At 65.9% G+C, this 20,679-nt stretch carries 18 protein-coding genes; 14 read left to right on the top strand and 4 right to left on the bottom strand.

What is annotated here, in order from left to right; genetic code table 11:
- The first annotated feature begins 12 nt into the window (after positions 1-12).
- The 4 genes from thrS to pdxS all read left to right on the top strand — a co-directional run bounded on the left by thrS (position 13) and on the right by pdxS (position 4,310).
- Entirely contained in the window at positions 13-2,022 is a 2,010-nt protein-coding gene (thrS, locus tag AC5RT3_RS16490; protein ID WP_494124675.1) for a threonine--tRNA ligase, read from the top strand.
- A gap of 18 nt (positions 2,023-2,040) precedes the next feature.
- Positions 2,041-2,628: an HIT family protein gene (locus AC5RT3_RS16485; protein WP_494009287.1), complete on the top strand. Its 588-nt coding sequence runs from the start codon at positions 2,041-2,043 to the stop codon at positions 2,626-2,628.
- Complete coding sequence (gene pgsA, locus AC5RT3_RS16480; protein ID WP_494053145.1) at positions 2,618-3,241, top strand: phosphatidylinositol phosphate synthase; 624 nt, start codon at positions 2,618-2,620, stop codon at positions 3,239-3,241. The genes AC5RT3_RS16485 and pgsA overlap by 11 nt, the downstream gene beginning before the upstream one ends.
- Positions 3,242-3,383: 142 nt before the next feature.
- A complete protein-coding gene (gene pdxS / locus AC5RT3_RS16475; RefSeq protein ID WP_494009285.1) occupies positions 3,384-4,310 on the top strand; it encodes a pyridoxal 5'-phosphate synthase lyase subunit PdxS in 927 nt (308 codons plus the stop codon).
- Positions 4,311-4,542: 232 nt separating this feature from the next.
- Here the strand turns inward: pdxS and AC5RT3_RS16470 are convergent, their stop codons facing one another.
- The gene (locus AC5RT3_RS16470) at positions 4,543-6,555 is read right to left on the bottom strand and encodes a M3 family metallopeptidase (protein WP_494124674.1); all 2,013 of its coding nucleotides are present in this window, start codon (positions 6,553-6,555) and stop codon (positions 4,543-4,545) included.
- A gap of 85 nt (positions 6,556-6,640) precedes the next feature.
- On the opposite strand from AC5RT3_RS16470, the gene AC5RT3_RS16465 reads away from it, so the two are divergent.
- A complete protein-coding gene (locus tag AC5RT3_RS16465; protein WP_494124673.1) occupies positions 6,641-7,933 on the top strand; it encodes a CapA family protein in 1,293 nt (430 codons plus the stop codon).
- A gap of 5 nt (positions 7,934-7,938) precedes the next feature.
- Here the strand turns inward: AC5RT3_RS16465 and AC5RT3_RS16460 are convergent, their stop codons facing one another.
- The gene (locus tag AC5RT3_RS16460; protein WP_494124672.1) at positions 7,939-8,700 is read right to left on the bottom strand and encodes a type 1 glutamine amidotransferase; all 762 of its coding nucleotides are present in this window, start codon (positions 8,698-8,700) and stop codon (positions 7,939-7,941) included.
- On the bottom strand, positions 8,697-9,989 hold the full coding sequence (locus tag AC5RT3_RS16455) for a MurT ligase domain-containing protein (RefSeq protein ID WP_494053149.1): 1,293 nt from the start codon (positions 9,987-9,989) through the stop codon (positions 8,697-8,699). Before AC5RT3_RS16455 ends, AC5RT3_RS16460 begins: the two co-directional genes overlap by 4 nt.
- 90 nt (positions 9,990-10,079) lie before the next feature.
- Here AC5RT3_RS16455 and pdxT point away from each other — a divergent pair, with 90 nt between their 5' ends.
- The 9 genes from pdxT (at position 10,080) to AC5RT3_RS16410 (ending at position 20,015) form a co-directional block, all read left to right on the top strand.
- Positions 10,080-10,790 (top strand): pyridoxal 5'-phosphate synthase glutaminase subunit PdxT, encoded by a 711-nt coding sequence (pdxT, locus tag AC5RT3_RS16450; RefSeq protein WP_494053150.1) that lies wholly within the window; start codon positions 10,080-10,082, stop codon positions 10,788-10,790.
- Positions 10,791-10,793: 3 nt separating this feature from the next.
- Positions 10,794-11,549: a YebC/PmpR family DNA-binding transcriptional regulator gene (locus AC5RT3_RS16445; RefSeq protein WP_133347236.1), complete on the top strand. Its 756-nt coding sequence runs from the start codon at positions 10,794-10,796 to the stop codon at positions 11,547-11,549.
- 50 nt (positions 11,550-11,599) lie between these two features.
- On the top strand, positions 11,600-12,178 hold the full coding sequence (gene ruvC / locus AC5RT3_RS16440; protein ID WP_494009279.1) for a crossover junction endodeoxyribonuclease RuvC: 579 nt from the start codon (positions 11,600-11,602) through the stop codon (positions 12,176-12,178).
- Positions 12,179-12,265: 87 nt separating this feature from the next.
- On the top strand, positions 12,266-12,910 hold the full coding sequence (gene ruvA, locus AC5RT3_RS16435; protein ID WP_494124671.1) for a Holliday junction branch migration protein RuvA: 645 nt from the start codon (positions 12,266-12,268) through the stop codon (positions 12,908-12,910).
- On the top strand, positions 12,903-13,991 hold the full coding sequence (ruvB, locus tag AC5RT3_RS16430; protein ID WP_494053152.1) for a Holliday junction branch migration DNA helicase RuvB: 1,089 nt from the start codon (positions 12,903-12,905) through the stop codon (positions 13,989-13,991). The genes ruvA and ruvB overlap by 8 nt, the downstream gene beginning before the upstream one ends.
- A 205-nt stretch (positions 13,992-14,196) precedes the next feature.
- A complete protein-coding gene (gene yajC / locus AC5RT3_RS16425; protein WP_494009276.1) occupies positions 14,197-14,598 on the top strand; it encodes a preprotein translocase subunit YajC in 402 nt (133 codons plus the stop codon).
- A 98-nt stretch (positions 14,599-14,696) separates the two neighbouring features.
- Positions 14,697-16,454: a protein translocase subunit SecD gene (secD, locus tag AC5RT3_RS16420; RefSeq protein WP_494009275.1), complete on the top strand. Its 1,758-nt coding sequence runs from the start codon at positions 14,697-14,699 to the stop codon at positions 16,452-16,454.
- Entirely contained in the window at positions 16,454-17,470 is a 1,017-nt protein-coding gene (gene secF, locus AC5RT3_RS16415; RefSeq protein ID WP_494009274.1) for a protein translocase subunit SecF, read from the top strand. Before secD ends, secF begins: the two co-directional genes overlap by 1 nt.
- 154 nt (positions 17,471-17,624) lie before the next feature.
- Positions 17,625-20,015, top strand: a complete 2,391-nt coding sequence (locus AC5RT3_RS16410; protein ID WP_494124670.1) for a RelA/SpoT family protein — start codon at positions 17,625-17,627, stop codon at positions 20,013-20,015.
- On the opposite strand, the gene AC5RT3_RS16405 is transcribed toward AC5RT3_RS16410, so the two are convergent.
- A complete protein-coding gene (locus AC5RT3_RS16405) occupies positions 19,896-20,627 on the bottom strand; it encodes a type IV toxin-antitoxin system AbiEi family antitoxin (RefSeq protein WP_494053154.1) in 732 nt (243 codons plus the stop codon). The two genes, AC5RT3_RS16410 and AC5RT3_RS16405, sit on opposite strands and share 120 nt — an antisense overlap.
- Positions 20,628-20,679: the final 52 nt, after the last annotated feature.

Raw genomic sequence — 20,679 nt, 5'->3', positions numbered from 1 at the left:
TAGGAGACACCCGTGTCAGATGCCCAGCAGATCACCCTCGTCGTCGATGGCGAAGAGACCAAGGTGACTACCGGGACAACCGGTGCGGAACTCTTCTTTGAGCGCCGCGATGTAGTTGTGGCCCGCGTCAACGGCGAACTGAAGGACCTGGACCAGGAACTTCCCGAGGGCGCCGACGTCGAAGGCGTCACCATCGATTCCCCTGACGGGCTGAACGTGCTCCGCCACTCCACCGCCCACGTCATGGCCCAGGCAGTCCAGCAGTTGCGGCCGGACGCCAAGCTGGGAATCGGCCCCTACATCACCGACGGCTTCTACTTCGACTTCGATGTCGCAGAGCCGTTCACCCCCGAGGACCTCAAGACCCTCGAGAAGATGATGCAGAAGATCATCAACCAGAACCAGAAGTTCGTCCGCCGCGTGGTCAACGAGGACGAAGCCCGTGAGGCCATGAAGAACGAGCCTTACAAGCTGGAGCTGCTGGGCAAGAAGAACGACGCCGCCGAGGCCGGTGAAGGCGTGAACGTCGAGGTGGGTGCCGGTGACATCACCATCTACGACAACGTGGAGCGCAAGGACGGCACCACCGTCTGGTGCGACCTCTGCCGCGGGCCGCACCTGCCCAACACCAAGCTCATCTCCAACGCCTTTGCCCTGACCCGGTCATCCTCCGCCTACTGGCTGGGCAACCAGAAGAACCAGCAGCTGCAGCGCCTCTATGGCACCGCCTGGCCCACCAAGGACGCGCTCAAGGCGTACCAGGAGCGGCTCGCCGAGGCAGAACGCCGCGACCACCGGAAGCTCGGCTCGGAACTGGACCTCTTCTCCTTCCCGGACGAGCTGGGCTCCGGCCTGCCCGTCTTCCACCCCAAGGGCGGCATCATCCGCAAGGAGATGGAGGACTACTCACGCCAGCGCCACGTCGAGGCGGGCTACGAGTTCGTCTACACGCCGCACATCACGAAAGGCCACCTCTACGAGGTTTCCGGCCACCTCGACTGGTACAAGGACGGCATGTTCCCGGCCATGCAGGTGGACGCCGAACTGAACGAGGACGGCACCGTGCGCAAGCCGGCCCAGGACTACTACCTGAAGCCGATGAACTGCCCCATGCACAACCTGATCTTCAGGTCCCGCGGCCGGTCCTACCGGGAACTGCCCCTGCGCCTGTTCGAATTCGGATCCGTTTACCGCTATGAGAAGTCCGGCGTTGTCCACGGCCTCACCCGGGTCCGCGGAATGACACAGGACGACGCCCACATCTACTGCACCCGCGAACAGATGAAGGACGAGCTCACCAAGACCCTGACATTCGTCCTGGACCTGCTCAAGGACTACGGCCTGAACGACTTTTACCTGGAGCTATCCACGAAGGACCCGGAAAAGTATGTCGGCGAAGACGCCGCCTGGGAAGAGGCCACCAGGACCCTCGCCGAGGTTGCGCAGGAGTCGGGGCTGGAACTTGTTCCGGACCCGGGCGGAGCAGCCTTCTACGGACCCAAGATCTCCGTGCAGGCGAAGGACGCCCTGGGCCGCACCTGGCAGATGTCCACCATCCAGCTGGACTTCAACCTGCCCGAGCGCTTCGAACTGGAGTTCCAGGCAGCGGACGGCAGCCGGCAGCGGCCGGTGATGATCCACCGCGCGCTCTTCGGCTCCGTGGAGCGGTTCATGGGCGTGCTGACCGAACACTACGCCGGCGCGTTCCCGGCCTGGCTGGCGCCCGTCCAGGTGGTGGGCATCCCCGTTGCGGAAGCCTTCAACGAGTACATGTTCGACGTCGTCGACCAGCTTAAGGCGGCAGGCATCCGCGCCGAGGTGGATACGTCGTCGGACCGCTTCCCGAAGAAGATTCGCACGGCCAGCAAGGACAAGATCCCGTTCGTGCTGATTGCCGGCGGGGACGACGCCGAGGCAGGTGCCGTGTCCTTCCGCTTCCGTGACGGAAGCCAGGACAACGGTGTTCCGGTGGCCGAGGCAATCAAGCGGATCACGGAAGCCGTCCGTAACCGGACCAGCTAGCGGAACGGAACCAGCAGCGTGCAGGAGAACACAGGCGCAGGGTATCCAGGGGATGCCGGCGTTACCGACGACTTTGCCCTCGCCGGTGTCCCCGACGCCTTCCAGCGCCTGTGGACTCCGCACCGCATGGCCTACATCAAGGGCGGCCAGCACCAGTTCAAGAACGAAAACGACTGCCCTTTCTGCCTGGGGCCGGGCCGCACGGACGAGGATGCGCTCATCGTCCACCGCGGCAAGACCTGCTACGTGGTGTTGAACCTCTTCCCCTACAATCCGGGGCACCTGCTGGTGTGCCCCTACCGCCACATTCCTGATTACACGGACCTGACCCTTGAGGAAACCGCTGAGTTTGCCGACCTCACGCAGACCGCCATGCGCGTGCTGCGGAAAGTGGCGAACCCCGGCGGGTTCAACCTGGGGATGAACCAGGGCGTGGTGGGCGGTGCCGGCATCGCCGCCCACCTGCACCAGCACGTGGTTCCACGCTGGGGCGGGGACGGGAACTTCTTCCCGATCATCGCCCAGACCAAGGCCATCACGCAGACCCTCGACGAGGTCCGCCAGCAGGTGGCCGACGCCTGGCCCGGGGAGACGGATGCTGAATAGGCACGCGCGCGGATTCTTCACCGCGCTGTTCACCCCGCTGGCCCGCTGGCTCCTGAGGATGGGCGTCTCGCCGGACGCCGTTACCGTCATTGGCACTGCCGGAGTTGTTGTGGGCGCACTGGTGTTCTATCCCCTGGGGCAGCTGTTCTGGGGAACACTGTTCATCACCGCATTCATCTTCTCCGACGTCCTGGACGGCATCATGGCCAGGATGCAGGATGTGAAAAGCCGGTGGGGAAACTTCCTCGACTCCACCCTGGACCGCATCGCCGACGGCGCGCTCTTTGCCGGCCTGGCCATCTGGTTCTTCACGGGCGGGGCGGATACCCCCATAGCAGTTGCTGCCATGATCTGCCTGGTCCTTGGCATGGTGGTGTCCTATGCCAGGGCCAAGGCGGAGTCCCTCGGGTTCACCGCGAACGTGGGAATCGCCGAGCGTGCGGAACGCCTGGTTTCAGTGCTGGTGGTTACCGGCCTGACCGGCGTGGGCCTGCCACCCGTGGTGCTCCTGGCCACCCTCGCGCTGCTCGCCCTGGCCAGCTTCATCACCGTTGTGCAGCGCGTGTTGTCCGTCCGCCGGCAGGCACAGGCGGAACCGACGCCCGCTGATTAAGCATGATTAAGCCGCCCGGCCCTGGTGGGACTAGTATTAGGACTGCCCGGTCAATGGATCCGGCACTATCCGTGTGTGCACAGTCCGGCACTTGCCGCCTGCACGCCCGGCGAAGGTCATCTATCTACCCATAGGGGTTTTTGTGTCTACACCTGATGTAAGCAGCGAGGCCGGTTCCTCCGCGAACAGCGTCACGGGCAGCAGCCGCGTGAAGCGCGGCATGGCCGAGATGCTCAAGGGCGGCGTCATCATGGACGTCGTCAATGTCGAACAGGCCCGCATCGCCGAAGACGCCGGTGCCGTTGCTGTCATGGCGCTCGAACGCGTCCCGGCCGACATCCGCGCCCAGGGCGGCGTGTCCCGCATGTCCGATCCCGACATGATCGACCAGATCATCGACGCCGTGTCCATCCCGGTCATGGCCAAGGCCCGGATCGGCCACTTCGTCGAAGCCCAGGTCCTGCAGTCCCTCGGCGTCGACTACATTGACGAGTCCGAGGTCCTCACCCCGGCCGACTACACCAACCACATCGACAAGTGGAACTTCACCGTTCCCTTCGTCTGCGGTGCCACCAACCTCGGTGAGGCGCTGCGCCGCATCAACGAGGGCGCGGCCATGATCCGCTCCAAGGGCGAAGCCGGCACCGGCGACGTCTCCAACGCCACCACGCACATGCGGCAGATCCGTGCCGAGCTGCTCAAGCTCGCCGCCCTGCCCGAGGACGAGCTCTACGTCGCCGCCAAGGAACTGCAGGCACCGTACGAACTGGTCAAGGAAGTCGCCTCCACCGGCAAGCTTCCCGTGGTGCTGTTCACCGCCGGCGGCATCGCCACCCCGGCCGACGCCGCGATGATGATGCAGCTCGGTGCTGACGGTGTGTTCGTAGGCTCCGGCATCTTCAAGTCCGGCAACCCTGCCCAGCGCGCTGCCGCCGTCGTCAAGGCCACCACCTTCTTCGACGATCCTGACGTCATCGCCAAGGCCTCCCGCGGCCTGGGCGAAGCCATGGTGGGTATCAATGTAGACGAGATCCCCCAGCCGCACCGCCTGGCCGAGCGCGGCTGGTAATTTCCACTCTGTGTGGCGCGCCGAACGGCGCGGTCCTCTGCGTGCTATTCCCCGCCTCCCGCTGCCGCCATATGGGCGGTGGCTGAGGGCGGGGCCCCTTTTACGCACGCTAACGGACAGCACCGTCCGTCGCTGCGGGTCGCTTCGCCTAAGTGATGACGACGCCGGTTCCTTGCCCTCTGTGGGTGGGGGACCGGCGTCGTACTTCTTTTAATTGGGGTAGGGGGAGCTTTTACTCGAGGCCGCGGCGCTTTAGCAGGGGTTCTAAACTGGCTTCGCGGCCGCGGAGGTTGCGGAAGGACTCGAGCGGGTCGCGGCTGTTGCCGCGCGAGAGGAGCTCCTGGCGGAACCGTTCGCCGTTTGCCCGGGTGAGGCCACCGTTCTCGCTGAACCAGTCCACCGTTTCGGCATCCAGCACTTCACTCCAGATGTAGGAGTAGTAGCCGGCGGCGTACCCCGCACCCGCAAAAATGTGCTGGAAATAGCCCGTCCGGTACCGCGGCGGAATCAGCGGATGGGCGATCCCCGCTGCCGCGAGGGCCTTCGCCTCGAACTCGAGCGCGTCCTCCGGGACGTTGCCCGGCTCCAGCGTGTGCCAGGCCAGGTCCAGCAGCGCCGCGCCGAGGTATTCCGTGGTGGCAAAGCCTTCACCCCAGAGCCGGGATTCTTCCAGGCGGTCCACGATGTCCTGCGGAAGCGGTTCCCCGGTGACATGGTGCCGGGCGTAGTTGGACAGCACCTCCGGCCACATCATCCACATCTCGTTGACCTGCGACGGATACTCCACAAAGTCCCGGTGGACGGACGTGCCGGAGAACCTGGGGTACGTGACGTTGGACAGGAGCCCGTGCAGGGCGTGCCCGAACTCGTGGAACGCCGTGCGGAGCTCGTCCAGGGTCAGCAGCGTGGGTTCGCCCGCCGGCGGCTTGGAAATGTTTAGGTTGTTGATCACCACGGGGCGGGTGCCCAGCAGGCCTGACTGGTCCACGAGGGAATTCATCCACGCGCCGCCGCGCTTGGACTCCCGGCTGTAGTAGTCGCCCAGGAACAGTCCCAGCCCGCTCCCGTCCTCGTTGCGGACCTCCCAGACCCGGACGTCGGGATGGTAGCCGGCAAGGTCAGTCCGCTCCTGGAAGGTGATGCCGTACAAGGAGGTGGCGGCATGGAACACGCCGTCCACCAGCACCGTGTCCAGCTCGAAATACGGCCGGAGCGCCTGTTCGTCGACGTCGTACCTTTCCTTCCGGACCTTCGCGGAGTAGTAGGCCCAGTCCCAGGCTTCCAGCGGATGGCCCGCGACGCCGGCCAGTGCCTTTGCCTCGGCGTCGGCGTTCCGGACGGCTGCCGGCGCCAGCCGGCCAAGCATGGACTGGACGGCCCCGAAGTCCGGAGCGGTCTGCCGGTCCACCACCAGTTCGGCGTAGTTGGCGTATCCCAGGAGGGACGCCTTCTCGGCCCGCAGGCCGGCCATCCGGCGCGCGAGGTCAAGGACATCCAGTTCCCCGCCGCTGCTGCCGCGCGCAACCGACGCCTCAAACAGGCGGCGCCGCACGCTCCGGTCCGCCAGCGAGGCAAGGGCAGGCTGGTTTCCCGGCTGGACGAGGGTAAGCAGGTACTTGCCATCGTGTCCCGCTTCGCGGGCCGCTTCCGCAGCACTGGCCACGTCATCCGCCGGCAGGCCCGCAAGTTCGGCAGGGCTGTCCAGCAGGAGGGCAGCTGACTTCATGCCTTCCTTGACCCGCTGGCCAAACTCCGTGCCAAGGCGGGCCAACTCGGCGTTGATTGCCCGGAGCCGCTCCTGCCCAGGCCCGTCCAGCTGGATGCCGGACTGGCGGAACTCCTTCAGGTACTCCTCCAGCAGGCGGGCCTGCTCGGGATCGTGTGCGGAGGCATCAACGGAAGCGAACCTTTCGAACAGTGCACGGTTCAGGAAGACCTCATCCTGGTGTGCGGAAAACCGCGGCGAAAATTCGGTTTCCAGCTGCCGGATCCGTTCGGACGCATGGGCTGACACCAGGGTGAAGAACGGCGCCGCAGCCCGCTCCAGCAACCGCCCGGACCGTTCCATCGCCACCACCGTGTTCTCGAAATCGGCAGGCTCAGGGTTATCCACGATCACCTGGATCTCAGCGAGGTGTTCGGCCAGTCCGGCTTCGATGGCTTCGGCGTAGTGCGAATCCTCGATCGATCTGAACGGGGGGAGTCCATAGGGGAGGAGGCTGGGAGCCAGGAGGGGGTTCGTCATGGGGTAAACCTTTCACAGCAAGCCACGCTTCTCAATGTGGCAACAATGCCGTTTGCCGGCGGCAGCCATCCCTACAATGACGGGTATGGGGACCATAGCTGCCGGGGCGGCCGGGCGCTGGCGCGCCCGCGTCGTGGCATTGTCGTTGGCCGGAGCGCTGGGCTTGACAGGTGTGCTGGCGGGCTGCGGCCTGCTCGCTGAACAGAACGGTACGCCGCAGCAGCCGGCCGAATCGGTCCAGCCTGGTACTGCCCGGCCTGGTACAGGCGAGCAAACCGGGACGCCGCCCCCTGACGCCACACCCACACCGGTTCCCACTCCCGGGAAGGGGCCGGCGTGCCCGGTGCTGCGGTGCACCTCGGTCCTGGTCACGGGCGACATGCTGGTCCATACCGAGCTGTGGCAGCAGGCGCAGCAGGATGCCGCCGCCGCTGGAAAACCCGGCCTTGATTTTGTGCCGCTGCTGGAGGGCCAGCGCCGCTACATCAGCAGGAGCGATCTTGCCATCTGCCACCAGGAAACGCCGGTGGCCGGACCGGAGGGGCCATTCTCCGCTTATCCCTCCTTCAACGTCCCGCCGCAGATCATCTCGGCTTCAAAGGCGGTGGGCTACCAGGCATGTACGACGGCGAGCAACCACACCATCGACCGCGGCACCGACGGGCTGCTGCGCACCCTCGACGCCCTGGACGCGGCGGGCCTCAAGCACACAGGCTCGTATCGCACTGAGAATGAGTCGCAGGGGATCCTGATCCTGGAAACTGCGGCCGCCAAAGTGGCTGTCATCCAGGCCACCTACGGGCTCAACGGACTCACCGCCGAGTACCCGTGGCAGGTGGACATGCTGGACGCGCCGGCCATGATCGCCAAGGCGGAAAAGGCCAGGGCCCTGGGCGCGGACATCGTCCTGGGCGCGATGCACGCCGGCGACGAGTACGCCACCGCACCGAACGCACAGCAGCAGGAGGTTGCCCACGCGCTGGCTGACAGCGGCCAGTTCAACCTGGTGTACGGGCACCACACGCACTCGGTCCTGCCGATCGAAAATTACAACGGAACCTGGATCGTCTACGGTCTGGGCAACGGGGTCACGGAACTCTCGCCCTGGTACGTGGTGAACAACGAAGGCCTGCTGGTCCGGGCACAGTTCGGCCAGGACGGTTCCGGTAAGTGGACGGTCACCGATCTCGCGTGGGCGCCGTCGGTCATTGTCCGCGATCCCTACCGCTGGTGTTCGGTGGCTTCGGACGCGCCGCAGGGTCCCTGCGCAGGGCCGGAAGCGGATGCCGCAACCCGGCAGCGCACGCAGGCAGTGGTGGAGTCAATGGGGGCAGCGGCTGCCGGAGCCCACGAGCTGCTCATCAGCCGCGAGCCGTAGGCGGTTCAGCGGGGACGCCGGGCTGCGTGTTCCCTTGCCAGCTCGGCAAACCTGTCGTCCGGGTGGCCGGGCTCGAACGTTCCATACCTGCGCTCCGCCGCCGTGCGGATCAGGAAATCGGCGATGGCCGGGTTTTTCGGCAGCAGCGAACCGTGCAGGTAGCTTGCAACGATGTTCCGGTAGCGCGCGCCCTCATGCCCGTCACTGCTGTTGTTTCCGGTCCCTTTGGCGGTGGTGCCCAGGGGACGGACACCCTCTCCCAGCGTGGTCTGGCCGCTGTGGTTTTCGTAGCCGAGGACTTCACCGAACTCGGGTGTGGAGACTTTGACGTTGCCGATCAGCCGCTCATCGGTGCCGTGGGTCTCGACGTCGAGGACGCCGATGCCGGGGATGACGGCACCAGTGCGAGTCTTGAAGAACCGTCCGAAGAGCTGGTACAGGCCGCAGATCAGCAGCATGGGCGCGCCGTCCTCCGCCAGGCCCTTCAGCTCGGGGGCCCGGTCCTGGAGGTCGTCCTGGATGACGAGCTGCCCGCTGTCCTGGCCGCCTCCGCCCACGATGATGTCCACGTCTTCCGGGAAGGGGTCGCCCACGTTGTATTCAAGCAGTTCGGGCGTGTAGCCGTGCCAGCTGATGCGCCGCTGCAGGACCAGCGCGTTGCCCCAGTCGCCGTAGATGTTCATGTCCCGCGGATAGAGCTGGACCACGCGGAGGGTCCCCTTGCCCTGTCCTTCAACGGGTCCGGTGGCGGGTGTTTCGGAACTCACGAGACAACCTCCACGGTGGTGATCTTGGACAGTTCGCGGCGGATGGCCAGCATGGCGGTGTACGTGCAGAAGATCCGCTTGGGCTTGCCGGAAGCTTCCCGGATGAAGGAGGCCAGCGCCGGTGCGATCTCGGGCTGGACTGATCCGAAAGGAACCTCGTCATACTGCAGCCGCAGGGCCATGTCGTAGGCGCGGGATCCGGTGAGCTGGTCCACGCCCTCCGCATGCAGGGAATCGAACTCCACGTCCCACAGCCAGGACATGTCCCGGCCGTCGGCATAGTTGTCGTTGATGGCAATCATCGTGGCGTAACCGCCCGCCGGGAACGACTTCAGGCCGAGCCGGAAACCGCTGGGGTTCTTGACCAGTACCAGGTCCAGGGGCTGGCCGTCCACGGTGAGGCTCTCGCCGCGTCCGAAGGCCGGCGCCACCTGGGACAATGCCTCCAGCAGCGTTTCGTGGTCAGCGGTGGCGGCGCCGGCGCCGCAGATGCTCCTGGCCAGGGTCAGGGCGGCCGCTGCGTTGAAAATGTTGTAGACGCCCCGAAGCTTCATCGACGTGGTGACCGTGCCGCCGTCGTACTCGAATTCGGCGGTGTCCGCACCCACCTTGCGGAGTACGACGTCGGCTGCCGGCTTCTCCGAAAGGCCCGCCGGGGCGGGGCTTCCGGGGGCGGCGCGCATGTCGTCGTCGTTGGGGAAGGTGCCCAGCAGTGACTCGTCCAGCCCGAAGTACTTCACGTCCTGCCCGGTAAGGGTGTCGGCGATCCTTGCCACCCGCGGGTCCTCGCGGTTCAAGACCACCGTTCCGGTGGTCTTGGCGGCAATCTGCTGGAGCAACTGGGCTGTCTTGTCGATTTCGCCGAACCGGTCCAACTGGTCCCGCAGGACATTCAGGAGGAGGCAGTACCGGGGCGGGACGCTGTTGACGAAGTGGACGGCGTGGGCTTCATCGAGTTCCAGGACGGCGATATCGGCGTCGAGCCTGCCGCGCCAGTCCACCTCACCCAGCAGGGCAGCTGCAACGCCGCGCGTGAAATTGCTGCCGGTGCGGTTGGTGAAGACCCTGAGCCCCTGGCTCTCCAGCAGTTCCACCACCATCTTGGTGGTGGTGGTCTTTCCGTTGGTGCCGCTCACCACCGCAACGCCATGGGGGAGGGTGCTGAGCGTCCGCCGCATAAAGCCGGGATCGATTTTTTCGACCACCAGGCCCGGCAGGGCGGAGCCGCCGCCCCGGAGCCGGGTGGCCCGGCGGACCAGCTTGCCGAGCGGAACACTGAGGGAAACCATGTTTCGAATATATCCCAGCAACGGCATGCAACCGCCGCGGGCTGCTCCCGGCGGACCCGGCGGCAGGGCGCGGGCCCGTATGCTGGATGGATGACAAATTCCCTTTCCGCCGCTTCCGCGCGCGTTGGTGCAGGCCTGCGGATCGGCGTGCTGGCGCTCCAGGGTGACTTCCGGGAGCACCTCCGGGCCGCTGAGGCCACCGGCGCCGAAGCCGTGGGCATCCGCCGGCCCAAGGAGCTGGACGGCCTGGACGGGCTCATCATTCCCGGCGGCGAATCAACCGCAATCGACAAGCTGGCGCGGGCCTTCGACCTGGCCGAACCCCTGCGGGAGCGCATTGCCGAAGGACTGCCGGTTTATGGTTCCTGCGCCGGCATGATCCTGCTCGCCTCGGACATCGCCGACCCGGCCACCGACCTCTCCGGCGCCCCGCAGCAGACCTTCGGCGGCCTGGACATGACGGTGCGCCGCAACGCCTTCGGCCGTCAGCGGGACTCGTTCGAAACGGACCTGGACTTCAAGGGCCTGGACTTCAGCGCCACGGATGCGGGCGTCCCGCCCGTCCACGCCGTGTTCATCCGCGGCCCCTGGGTGGAGCGGGTAGGCCCGGACGTTGAGGTGCTGGCGCAGGTGGAACCCGCCGAGCCGGAGCATGCGTCCCACGCCGCCCCCCTGCCGGGGACAGCTAGAATTGTTGCTGTGCGTTCGGGCCAGTTGCTGGCCACCTCCTTCCACCCGGAAGTGACTGGGGAGAAACGCGTACACGAACTCTTTATCCGGATGATCAGAGGAGAAGCGTAAAGCATGTCAGGCCACTCCAAATGGGCGACGACCAAGCACAAGAAGGCGATCATTGACAGCCGCCGCGCAAAGTCGTTCGCCAAGCTGATCAAGAACATCGAAGTTGCAGCCCGTATGGGCGGGCCGGACCTCGCCGGCAACCCCGGCCTGGAACTGGCAGTCACCAAGGCGAAGAAGACCTCGGTCCCCAACGACAACATCGACCGTGCCATCAAGCGCGGTGCCGGCCTCACCGGTGAAGTGGTGGACTACACCGAGATCATGTACGAGGCACGCGGGCCCCAGGGTTCGGCGCTGCTGATCGAGTGCCTCACTGACAACAAGAACCGTGCCGCCTCCGAGGTGCGCCTGGCCATTTCCCGCAACGGCGGCACCATTGCCGATCCCGGCTCCGTCAGCTACCTGTTCACCCGCAAGGGCGTGGTGACGCTGCCCAAGAACGGCCTCTCCGAGGACGACGTCCTGATGGCAGTGCTGGATGCCGGCGCCGAGGAAGTCAAGGACAACGGCGACAGCTTCGAAATCCACTCGGAGCCGGGTGACCTGCCCGCGATTCGGGAGGCGCTGAAAGAAGCCGGCATCGAATACGACACCGACGAAGTGGAGTTCGTACCCTCCATGCAGGTGGACCTGGACCTGGACGGAGCCCGCAAGTTCCTGAAGCTGTCCGACGCGCTCGAGGACCTCGACGACGTCCAAAACGTCTACACCAACGCCGACCTCAGCGACGAAGTCCAGGCCGCCCTGGAATCAGAGTGACGTCCGGCCTTGCCTGCTGAACAGGGCCCGGCCGCCCGCTTCCCGCACGCGTGACACTGCGTGTGCTGGGGGTGGACCCCGGCCTCACCCGCTGCGGGATCGGCGTCGTGGACGTCGAGCGGAACCGGCGGGCAACGATGGTGGCCGTCGGCGTGGTCGGGACTTCCCCGGAGGAGACCCTGGACCAGCGGCTGCTGGTGATCGCCACGGCAATCGACGAATGGCTTGACCGCTACGAGCCCCAGGTCCTCGCCGTCGAACGTGTTTTTTCGCAACTGAACGTCAGTACCGTGATGGGCGTGGCGCAGGCGTCCGGGGTGGTGATCGCCGCAGCAGCCCGCCGGGGGATCCCGGTGGCCCTGCATACGCCGTCGGAAGTCAAAGCCGCGGTGACGGGCAGCGGCTCGTCCAATAAGGACGCCGTGACCAAGCTGGTCACCAAGATCCTTCGCCTGGAAGCGCCGCCGCGTCCGGCCGACGCCGCCGACGCCCTGGCCCTCGCCATTACCCACGCCTGGCGGGCCGGGAGCGGCGCGGCTGCCGCCACCACCGGTCCCGGCAGCTCCGCGTTGACACCTGCGCAGCAGGCCTGGGCAGCCGCCGAGGCGAAGGCGCGGCGTGCCCGCTGAATGTCCCGGCCCCTTGCTAGGGTATTCGTAGATATGTTCGGATAGCCGGTCCCACGCGGGATCCGGCCTACACCAGGAGCCCCGGCCTTGATCAGTTTCCTCCGCGGAACCGTAGCGCACGTAGGCCTGTCCACGGCCGTCATCGACCTCAACGGCGCCGGAATGAGCGTGTTCGCCACGCCGCAGACCCTCAGCGGACTGCGCACCGGCGAGGAAGGCAAGCTGTTCACGTCCCTGATTGTCCGGGAGGACTCCCTGACTCTCTTCGGATTTGCCACTGATGACGAGCGGGAAGTGTTCGACGTGCTGCTCAGCGTCAGCGGCGTCGGGCCGCGGCTTGCCCTTGCCGTCCTGGCGGTCCACGATCCCGAAGCGATCCGGGTTGCCGCGCACACCGGGGACAGCAAGACCTTTACGAAGGTGCCCGGCATCGGACCCAAGGTGGCGGGCCGGATCGTGCTGGAGCTGGCCGGGAAACTGGTTCCGCACGGCACCGCCGGTTCCGCAGCCGCCCCCACGGCCGCAGAGGCATCATGGAAGCCCCAGGTGGTGGCGGCGATGATCAGCCTCGGCTGGTCCGAAAAAGACGCCTCATCCAGCATTGATAAAGCCCTGGCGGATGAGCCGGAGGTGTCCTTCCGCGGCAACGTCCCCGAAATCCTCCGGACCACGCTGCGCTGGCTGGGCCAGGACGGCGCCAGGGCGGGCAACCGCGTAGGCAGCCGTGGCTGAAGCGTCATTGGTGGCGGCAGGGGAGGAGCCGGAAGAGCGTACCATCGAAGCCGCCCTTCGGCCCAAGAACCTGGACGACTTCGTGGGCCAGCACCGGGTGCGCAAGCAGCTGTCCCTGGTGCTGAAGGCCTCCCGGATGCGCGGCCGCAGTGCGGACCATGTGCTCTTCTCCGGCCCGCCCGGCCTGGGCAAGACCACCCTCGCCATGATTGTCGCGTCCGAGATGAACGCCCCGTTGCGCATCAGCAGCGGCCCGGCCATCCAGCACGCCGGCGACCTTGCCGCCATCCTCTCCTCGCTGTCCGAGGGCGAGGTGCTGTTCCTCGACGAAATCCACCGCATGTCCCGGCCAGCCGAAGAAATGCTCTACATGGCCATGGAGGACTTCCGTGTGGACATCGTGGTGGGCAAGGGGGCCGGGGCCACGGCCATTCCGCTGGAACTCCCGCCCTTCACCCTGGTGGGTGCCACCACCCGGGCCGGCCTGCTTCCCGGACCGCTGCGCGACCGCTTCGGCTTCACCGGGCATCTGGAGTTCTACTCCGTCCAGGAGCTGGAACTGGTCCTCCGCCGTTCGGCGGGCCTGCTGGACCTCAAGGTGAACTCGGCCGGGTTCACGGAAATTGCCGGGCGGTCGCGCGGCACCCCCCGAATCGCCAACCGCCTGCTGCGGCGGGTCCGGGACTGGGCCCTGGTCCATGAAATCGAGCAGATCGATGCCCGTGCAGCGTCCGCCGCACTGGACATGTACGAGGTGGACAAGAAGGGCCTGGACCGCCTGGACCGGTCAGTCCTTGAGGCGCTCATCACCAAGTTCGGCGGCGGGCCGGTGGGGCTGTCCACCCTGGCCATCGCCGTTGGCGAGGAAACGGAGACCGTGGAAACGGTGGCTGAGCCTTTCCTGGTCAGGGAAGGCCTGTTGGGCCGTACGCCACGCGGCCGGATCGCCATGGCACCGGCGTGGACGCACCTCGGCTACGCCATCCCCACCGGAGTCTTTGCGCAGGAGCAGCTGGAGCTCTTCGATCCCGACTCCGATGCCGCCGCAGCATCCGAAGACTGGGCCCCGGAAAGCCAATAACAGGCTCCCTTCAGTTTTCCCCTTAGACTGGTATGACGCTCGGCACGTCCGGGCCCATGTTTCGCCGGCGCCATTCAACTGGCCGCCTCGGTGGGGAAGGGATTCCGTCAGGCTTGTGCCTGTCAGCCCGGCCACTGGCGGAACGGGGCGGACGTCGCCGGAAAATCGGTTCGGCAATTAAGGAACGGAATTCCCCTTGGATCCAATGTCAATTCTCCTGTTCGTCATGCTCGGAGTTTTCATCTTCATGATGTTCCGGCGCAATAAGAAGACGCAGCAGCAGCAGGCGGAGCTCCAGTCGAAGTTCGGCCCCGGCGTCGACGTCATGACCAGCTTCGGCCTTTTCGGCCGGATTGTCGCCGTGGACGACGCCGAAAACAAGGTCACCCTGGAACTTTCCCCTGGCAACCTCGCCACCGTCCACCGCCAGGCTGTCACCAAGATCGTCGAACCCGCGGCCGTTGAGCCGGAGCCCGCTGCGCCGGCCGTTCCGGACGATGCCTCTTCCCTGACGGGCCGTGAGGGCGGCAGCACCGCCACCACGCCGGTGGAAACTCCCGACGAAACCCTCAAGCGCCTCAACGACGAGGGCAAGAAGGACAGCTAGTCCCGCTGAACGCATAACCCTCTACCGCTGCGGACCGCCGCCGGTGCTGGCCACAGCAGGCACCGGCGGTTCTTCCGTGATCAAGAGAAAGATCGACAATGGCACGAACTGGCCCTAAGAAACCAGGCCTCAGGGTCCTGGTCTGGCTCGGTGTAATCATCGCCGCGCTGACCGCTGTCCTGGCCGGCGGCACCCTCAGCGGGCAGGCAAGCTGGGCGCCCAAGCTCGCTCTGGACCTTGAAGGCGGGACCCAGATGATCCTGGCGCCGAAGGTCGAGGGCGGCTCGGACATCAACGAGGAACAGCTCAACCAGGCCGTGGCGATCATCCGCCAGCGGGTTGACGGCTCCGGTGTGGCCGAAGCGGAAATCAGCACCCAGTCCGGACGGAATGTGGTGGTCAGCCTTCCGGGAACCCCCTCCAGCCAGACCCGCGACCTCATCCAGGCCTCCGCGGACATGAACTTCCGTCCGGTCCTCCTGAGCGGTGCCGGCGCACCTGTCCCCGAGGAGTCACGGGCTCCCGAGGATCAGCTGCCCAAGCCAACAGCGGAGCCGGCCAACAGCAGCGACATCAACTGGATCACCCCGGAAATCTACCGGCAGTTCGAGTCCCTGGATTGTGACAACCCCGCCCAGGATGAACAGGAACGCTCGGATCCCGCCAAGCCGCTGGTAACCTGCGAGCCTGCCACGGACACCACGCCGGCCATCAAGTACATCCTCGGTCCGGTGGAGGTCAAGGGCAGCAACATTGTCACCTCGTCCTTCCAGCTGCAGCAGGGCGCCCAGGGCGCCGTGACCAATGACTGGGCCGTGAACATTCAGTTCGACGACGAGGGCACAGCCAAGTTCAAAGAGGTCACCGAACGCCTGAACCAGTTCTATGTGGCCGCCGGCGGGGAATCAGGCACCGATCCCAAAGCCCAGTTCGCCATCGTCTTGGACGACCAGGTCATTTCGGCACCCCGGTCGCTGGCCGTCATCACCGACGGACGGCCCCAAATCACCGGCGGCTTCACGGAGCAGACGGCCAAGACGCTGTCTGACCAGCTCCGCTTCGGCGCCCTTCCCATCAGCTTCGAAATCCAGAGCGAGCAGCAGATCTCCGCCACCCTCGGCGGCGAGCAGTTGCGCATGGGCCTCCTCGCAGGCCTGATCGGCCTGCTGCTGGTGGTGGTCTACTCGCTCTTCCAGTACCGGGCGCTTGGTTTCGTCACGATCGCCTCGCTGGTGGTCGCGGGTATCCTCACCTACCTTGCCATCGCCATCCTTGGCTGGACGGAAAACTACCGGCTCTCCCTCGCCGGCGTCGCGGGCATCATCGTGGCGATCGGCCAGACGGCCGACTCGTTCATCGTCTACTTCGAGCGCATCCGTGATGAACTTCGTGAGGGCCGCGGCCTGGTGTCCGCCGTCGAGAACGGCTGGAAGCGCGCCAAGCGGACGGTCCTGGCCTCGAAGGCCGTGAACCTGCTGGCCGCCCTGGTCCTGTACTTCGTGGCCGTCGGCAACGTCCGCGGCTTCGCCTTCACCCTGGGCCTCACCGCCATCGCAGACCTCATCGTGGTGTTCATGTTCACGCACCCCACGCTGCAGCTGCTGGCCCGCACCAGGTTCTTCGGCGAGGGCCACCCGCTCTCCGGGCTTGATCCCAAGCGGCTGGGTGCCGTGCCGCTGTACCGCGGTGCCGGACGCCTGCGCACCCCGGAGGACAAGCCGGCGGTGGTCCGCGCCAAGAACGCCGGCGCCGCTGCCGAAGCCGAACGCAGGATGACCATCGCCGAACGCCGCCTGGCGGAGAAGCAGGAGCAGCTGGCCGGCTCCTCCAAGACGGCAGCGAAGGAGAACAAGTAATGTCAGGCTTCGCCAATTTCGGTAACGAGCTCTACACGGGGAAGCGTTCCTACGATTTTGTGGGTTCCAAGAAAATCTGGTTCCTCATCGCTGCCGTGGCGATGGCCCTTTCCATCGTCATCCCGGCGGTCAAGGGCGGGTTCAACCTGGGTATCGAGTTCCGCGGCGGCTCCGAGTTCACGGTTTCCAACGTGCAGACCACGGACGCCGCCCTGGGCGAGAAAGCCGTCACGGATGTCGTCGCGGGCAGTGTCCCCCGCGTTGCCAACGTCGCCGGGACCACCATGAGGATCCAGACGGACAAGCTCACGGACGATGAGACCCTCCGCATCAAGGAAGGCCTGACCGCGGCCTACGGCGTCACGGAAAACGAGGTGACGTCCACGTTCGTGGGTCCCACCTGGGGTGCCGACGTCACCAAGCAGGCGCTGATCGGCCTGGTGATCTTCGTCCTGCTGGCTGCGGTCCTGATGGCGCTGTACTTCCGAACGTGGAAGATGTCGCTCTCAGCCATCGCGGGCATGGTGGTCACCATGTTCATCACTGCCGGCGTCTACGCGCTCAGCGATTTTGAGGTCACCCCGTCAGCCATCATCGGCTTCCTGACCGTCCTCAGCTACTCGCTGTACGACACCGTGGTGGTGTTCGACAAGATCCGGGAGAATACTGCCGACATCGACGCCTCCACGCGGCGCACCTTTGCGGAGGAGGTCAACCTCGCCGTGAACCAGACCCTGGTCCGTTCCATCAACACCATGATGGTGGCCATCCTTCCCGTAGGCGCCATCCTGTTCATCGGCGCCGGACTGCTGGGTGCGGGTACGCTCCGGGACCTGTCGCTGGCCCTGTTCGTGGGCATCCTCATCGGCACGGCCGCCACCATTTTCGTGGCTGCACCCATGTATGCCTGGCTCCGGCAGAACGAGCCGGATCTGGTCAGGCAGGCCAAGCGCGTGGAGCACCGCCGTGCCGGTGCAGCCGGCCGGACCGCCTCCACCGAGCCGGCCCAGGCCTGATCGGATCATTCCAGTCAACGGCCTGAAAGACGGCCCCGGGCCGGACAGCGGAACCATCGCGCTGTCCGGCCCGGCATATTTAAGGGCCGGTTTTAAAACTGCCGGGCGTGGGGAATAGACTGAAGTAATTAAAGCGGTGGTGAGGAGTGCTTCATTGGAAGAACGTTCGGCGTCAGCGCCAACGGCACAGGGAGACAAGAATCCTGCCGGTTTGCAAACCGGGCTCGCGGCATCAGCGCGCCCTGGTTCATTGGTGCCCGTCGACAACTCCGGGTCCCGTGCCACGTTTCCGGGGCGCCGCGAACGGACCCGTTCCCGGCTTGCCCGCCTGACCGGGCGCGGCACAGCCACCTATTCGCCCATCCTTGAGCCGCTGCTGAGGACTGTCCGGGCCAACAATCCCAAAGAGGATTTCGACCTCATCCAGCGTGCGTTCGACGTGGCGGAGCGAAGCCACCGGGGCCAGAAACGCAAGAGCGGAGACCCGTACATCACCCACCCGGTGGCCGTGGCGACCATCCTGGCCGAGCTTGGGCTGAGCGGCACCACCCTGGCGGCGGCCCTCCTGCACGATACCGTGGAGGACACGCCCTACACCCTCGATGACCTGAGGCGGGACTTCGGCCCGGAAGTGGCGATGCTGGTTGACGGCGTCACCAAACTCGACAAGGTGAGCTTCGGCGAGGCTGCGCAGTCCGAAACGGTCCGCAAGATGGTTGTGGCCATGGCCAAGGACATCCGCGTGCTGATGATCAAACTGGCTGACCGGCTCCACAACGCACGCACCTGGCGCTTCGTGTCCGCCGAGTCCTCCGCCCGCAAGGCGCGCGAGACCCTGGAGATCTTCGCCCCGCTGGCCCACCGCCTGGGCATGAACACCATCAAATGGGAACTCGAAGACCTTTCCTTCGCGGCACTGTATCCCAAGGTGTATGAGGAAATCGTGCGGATGGTGGGGGACCGGACGCCTGAGCGCGAGAAGAGCCTCAGCGTTATCCGCGACCAGATCACCGAGGACCTGCGGACCGCCCGGATCAAGGCCACCATCACGGGCCGGCCCAAGCACTACTACTCGATCTACCAGAAGATGATCGTCAGGGACAAGGACTTCGACGACATCAACGACCTCATGGGTGTCCGGGTCCTGGTGGACTCCGTCCGGGACTGCTACGCAGCTCTTGGCACCATGCATTCGCGCTGGAACCCGCTGCCCGGCAGGTTCAAGGACTACATCGCGATGCCCAAGTTCAACATGTACCAGTCACTGCACACCACGGTGATTGGCCCGGGCGGCAAGCCCGTGGAAATCCAGATCAGGACCCACGAGATGCACCGCCGCGCGGAATACGGTGTGGCCGCGCACTGGAAGTACAAGGACCAGCCCAACCGCACCGCCGTCGGCCCCGGCAGCCCCCGCGACGGCGACATGGGATGGCTGCGGTCCCTGGTGGACTGGCAGCAGGAGACGTCGGATCCCGGTGAGTTCCTGGATTCGCTCCGGTTCGAAATCAACGCCCGCGAAGTGTTCGTGTTCACCCCGAAGGGTGAGGTCATGGCACTGCCGGCCGGCTCCACCCCCGTCGACTTCGCGTACGCGGTGCACACCGAGGTGGGGCACCGGACCATCGGTGCCCGCGTCAACGGCAAGCTGGTGCCGCTCAACAGCGAGCTCAACCACGGCGACTGGGTGGAAATTTTCACCTCCAAGGCCGAAGGCGCCGGGCCTAGCCAGGACTGGCAGCACTTCGTTAAAAGCGCCCGGGCCCGGAACAAGATCCGGCAGTGGTTCAGCAAGGAACGCCGCGAAGAAGCGATCGACCGCGGCAAGGAACTGCTGACGCGGGCCATGCGGAAGCAGAACCTTCCGCTGCAGCGCCTGATGACCCACGAGGCATTGGCGGCGGTGGCCGAAGAGTTCAAGTACGTGGACATCTCCGGGCTCTACGCCGGTGTTGGCGACGGCCACACGTCCGCGCAGGCGGTCATGGAGAAACTCGTCGAAAGTCTCGGCGGGAAGGAAAGCGCCGACGACGACATCACCGAAGTCAGCATCCCCACCCAGGTCACCAAGGCTCGTTTCTCGGACTCGGGTGTGGTGGTCCGCGGAGTTGGCGACGTCTGGGTCAAGCTGGCGCGGTGCTGCACACCCGTTCCGCCAGACCCCATCCTGGGCTTCGTGACGCGCGGATCCGGGGTATCCGTACACCGCACGGACTGCACCAACATTTCCGACCTTAAGGACCAGCCGGACAGGATTGTGGACGTTGACTGGGCGCCCACCCAGTCCAGCGTGTTCCTCGTGGAGATCCAGGTGGAGGCCTTGGACCGCAAGTCCCTGCTGTCCGACGTGACGCGGGTGTTGTCGGACAACCACGTGAACATCCTGGCAGCCAGCGTCCACACGTCCACGGACCGGGTGGCCATCTCAAAGTTCGCCTTCGAGATGGGTGACCCCAAGTACCTGAGCCATGTTCTGAGTGCCGTCCGCCGGATCGACGGAGTGTTCGACGTCTACCGCACCACCGGAAACAAGCGCAGGAGCTAGGAAGGCGAGCTTCTCCAGCGCCGCCCTCTTGTGCGGAACCCGGGGCGAGGCCTCTATGGCGAGGACCAGCAGCCGCAGCCGCACGTCCTGCTGGGGACGCGCCAGCAGCGCCGCAAGTGCAGGAATGGCGCGTTCCGCGTCCACGTGCAGTGCCACGTCCAACGCCGTCCGGAGCGGGCTTGAGACCATGAGCCCGCCCAGGCTGACGACGTCGAAGGGACCCAGCTTGACTTCATGCAGCGTGCAGCCGCGCGTGTTGCGCAGGCTTGAGACACGCCGCTTGGCATCCACCAGCAATGCAAGCCGGTCCGGCTCCGCCGCACACCCGTAGATCCATGCCGCCGTCATCCGGCCTGCCACGACGCGCTGCCTGACTGCCTGGGGGACACCGCCCGCAGCGGCCCGTGCCCGCAGCTGGGGCGAGCCCGGTACTTCCGGCAGCGTATAGCCGTTGTGGTGGAGCCGGGCCAGCAGGCCGTCCGCGGCGAGGGACTGCAGTTCCGGGCCGGCGAAGGGCATCCCCGGCGCATACAGTTCAGGAAAGCGGGGCGCCTGGCTCCCCAAGGGGTGGTCAAGGCCTGGGGCAGCAGGGAAAGCCGGTGGTGTCGCCATTCATCCATCCTGCCCCTTGGCGTTAACAGCCGCAGGCCCGGTTCCGGTTATG

It is taken from the genome of Arthrobacter sp. Y3221159, from assembly GCF_059089885.1.
Note: the sequence above shows the minus strand (reverse complement) of the source record. Positions and strands in the feature narration are given on the sequence as shown.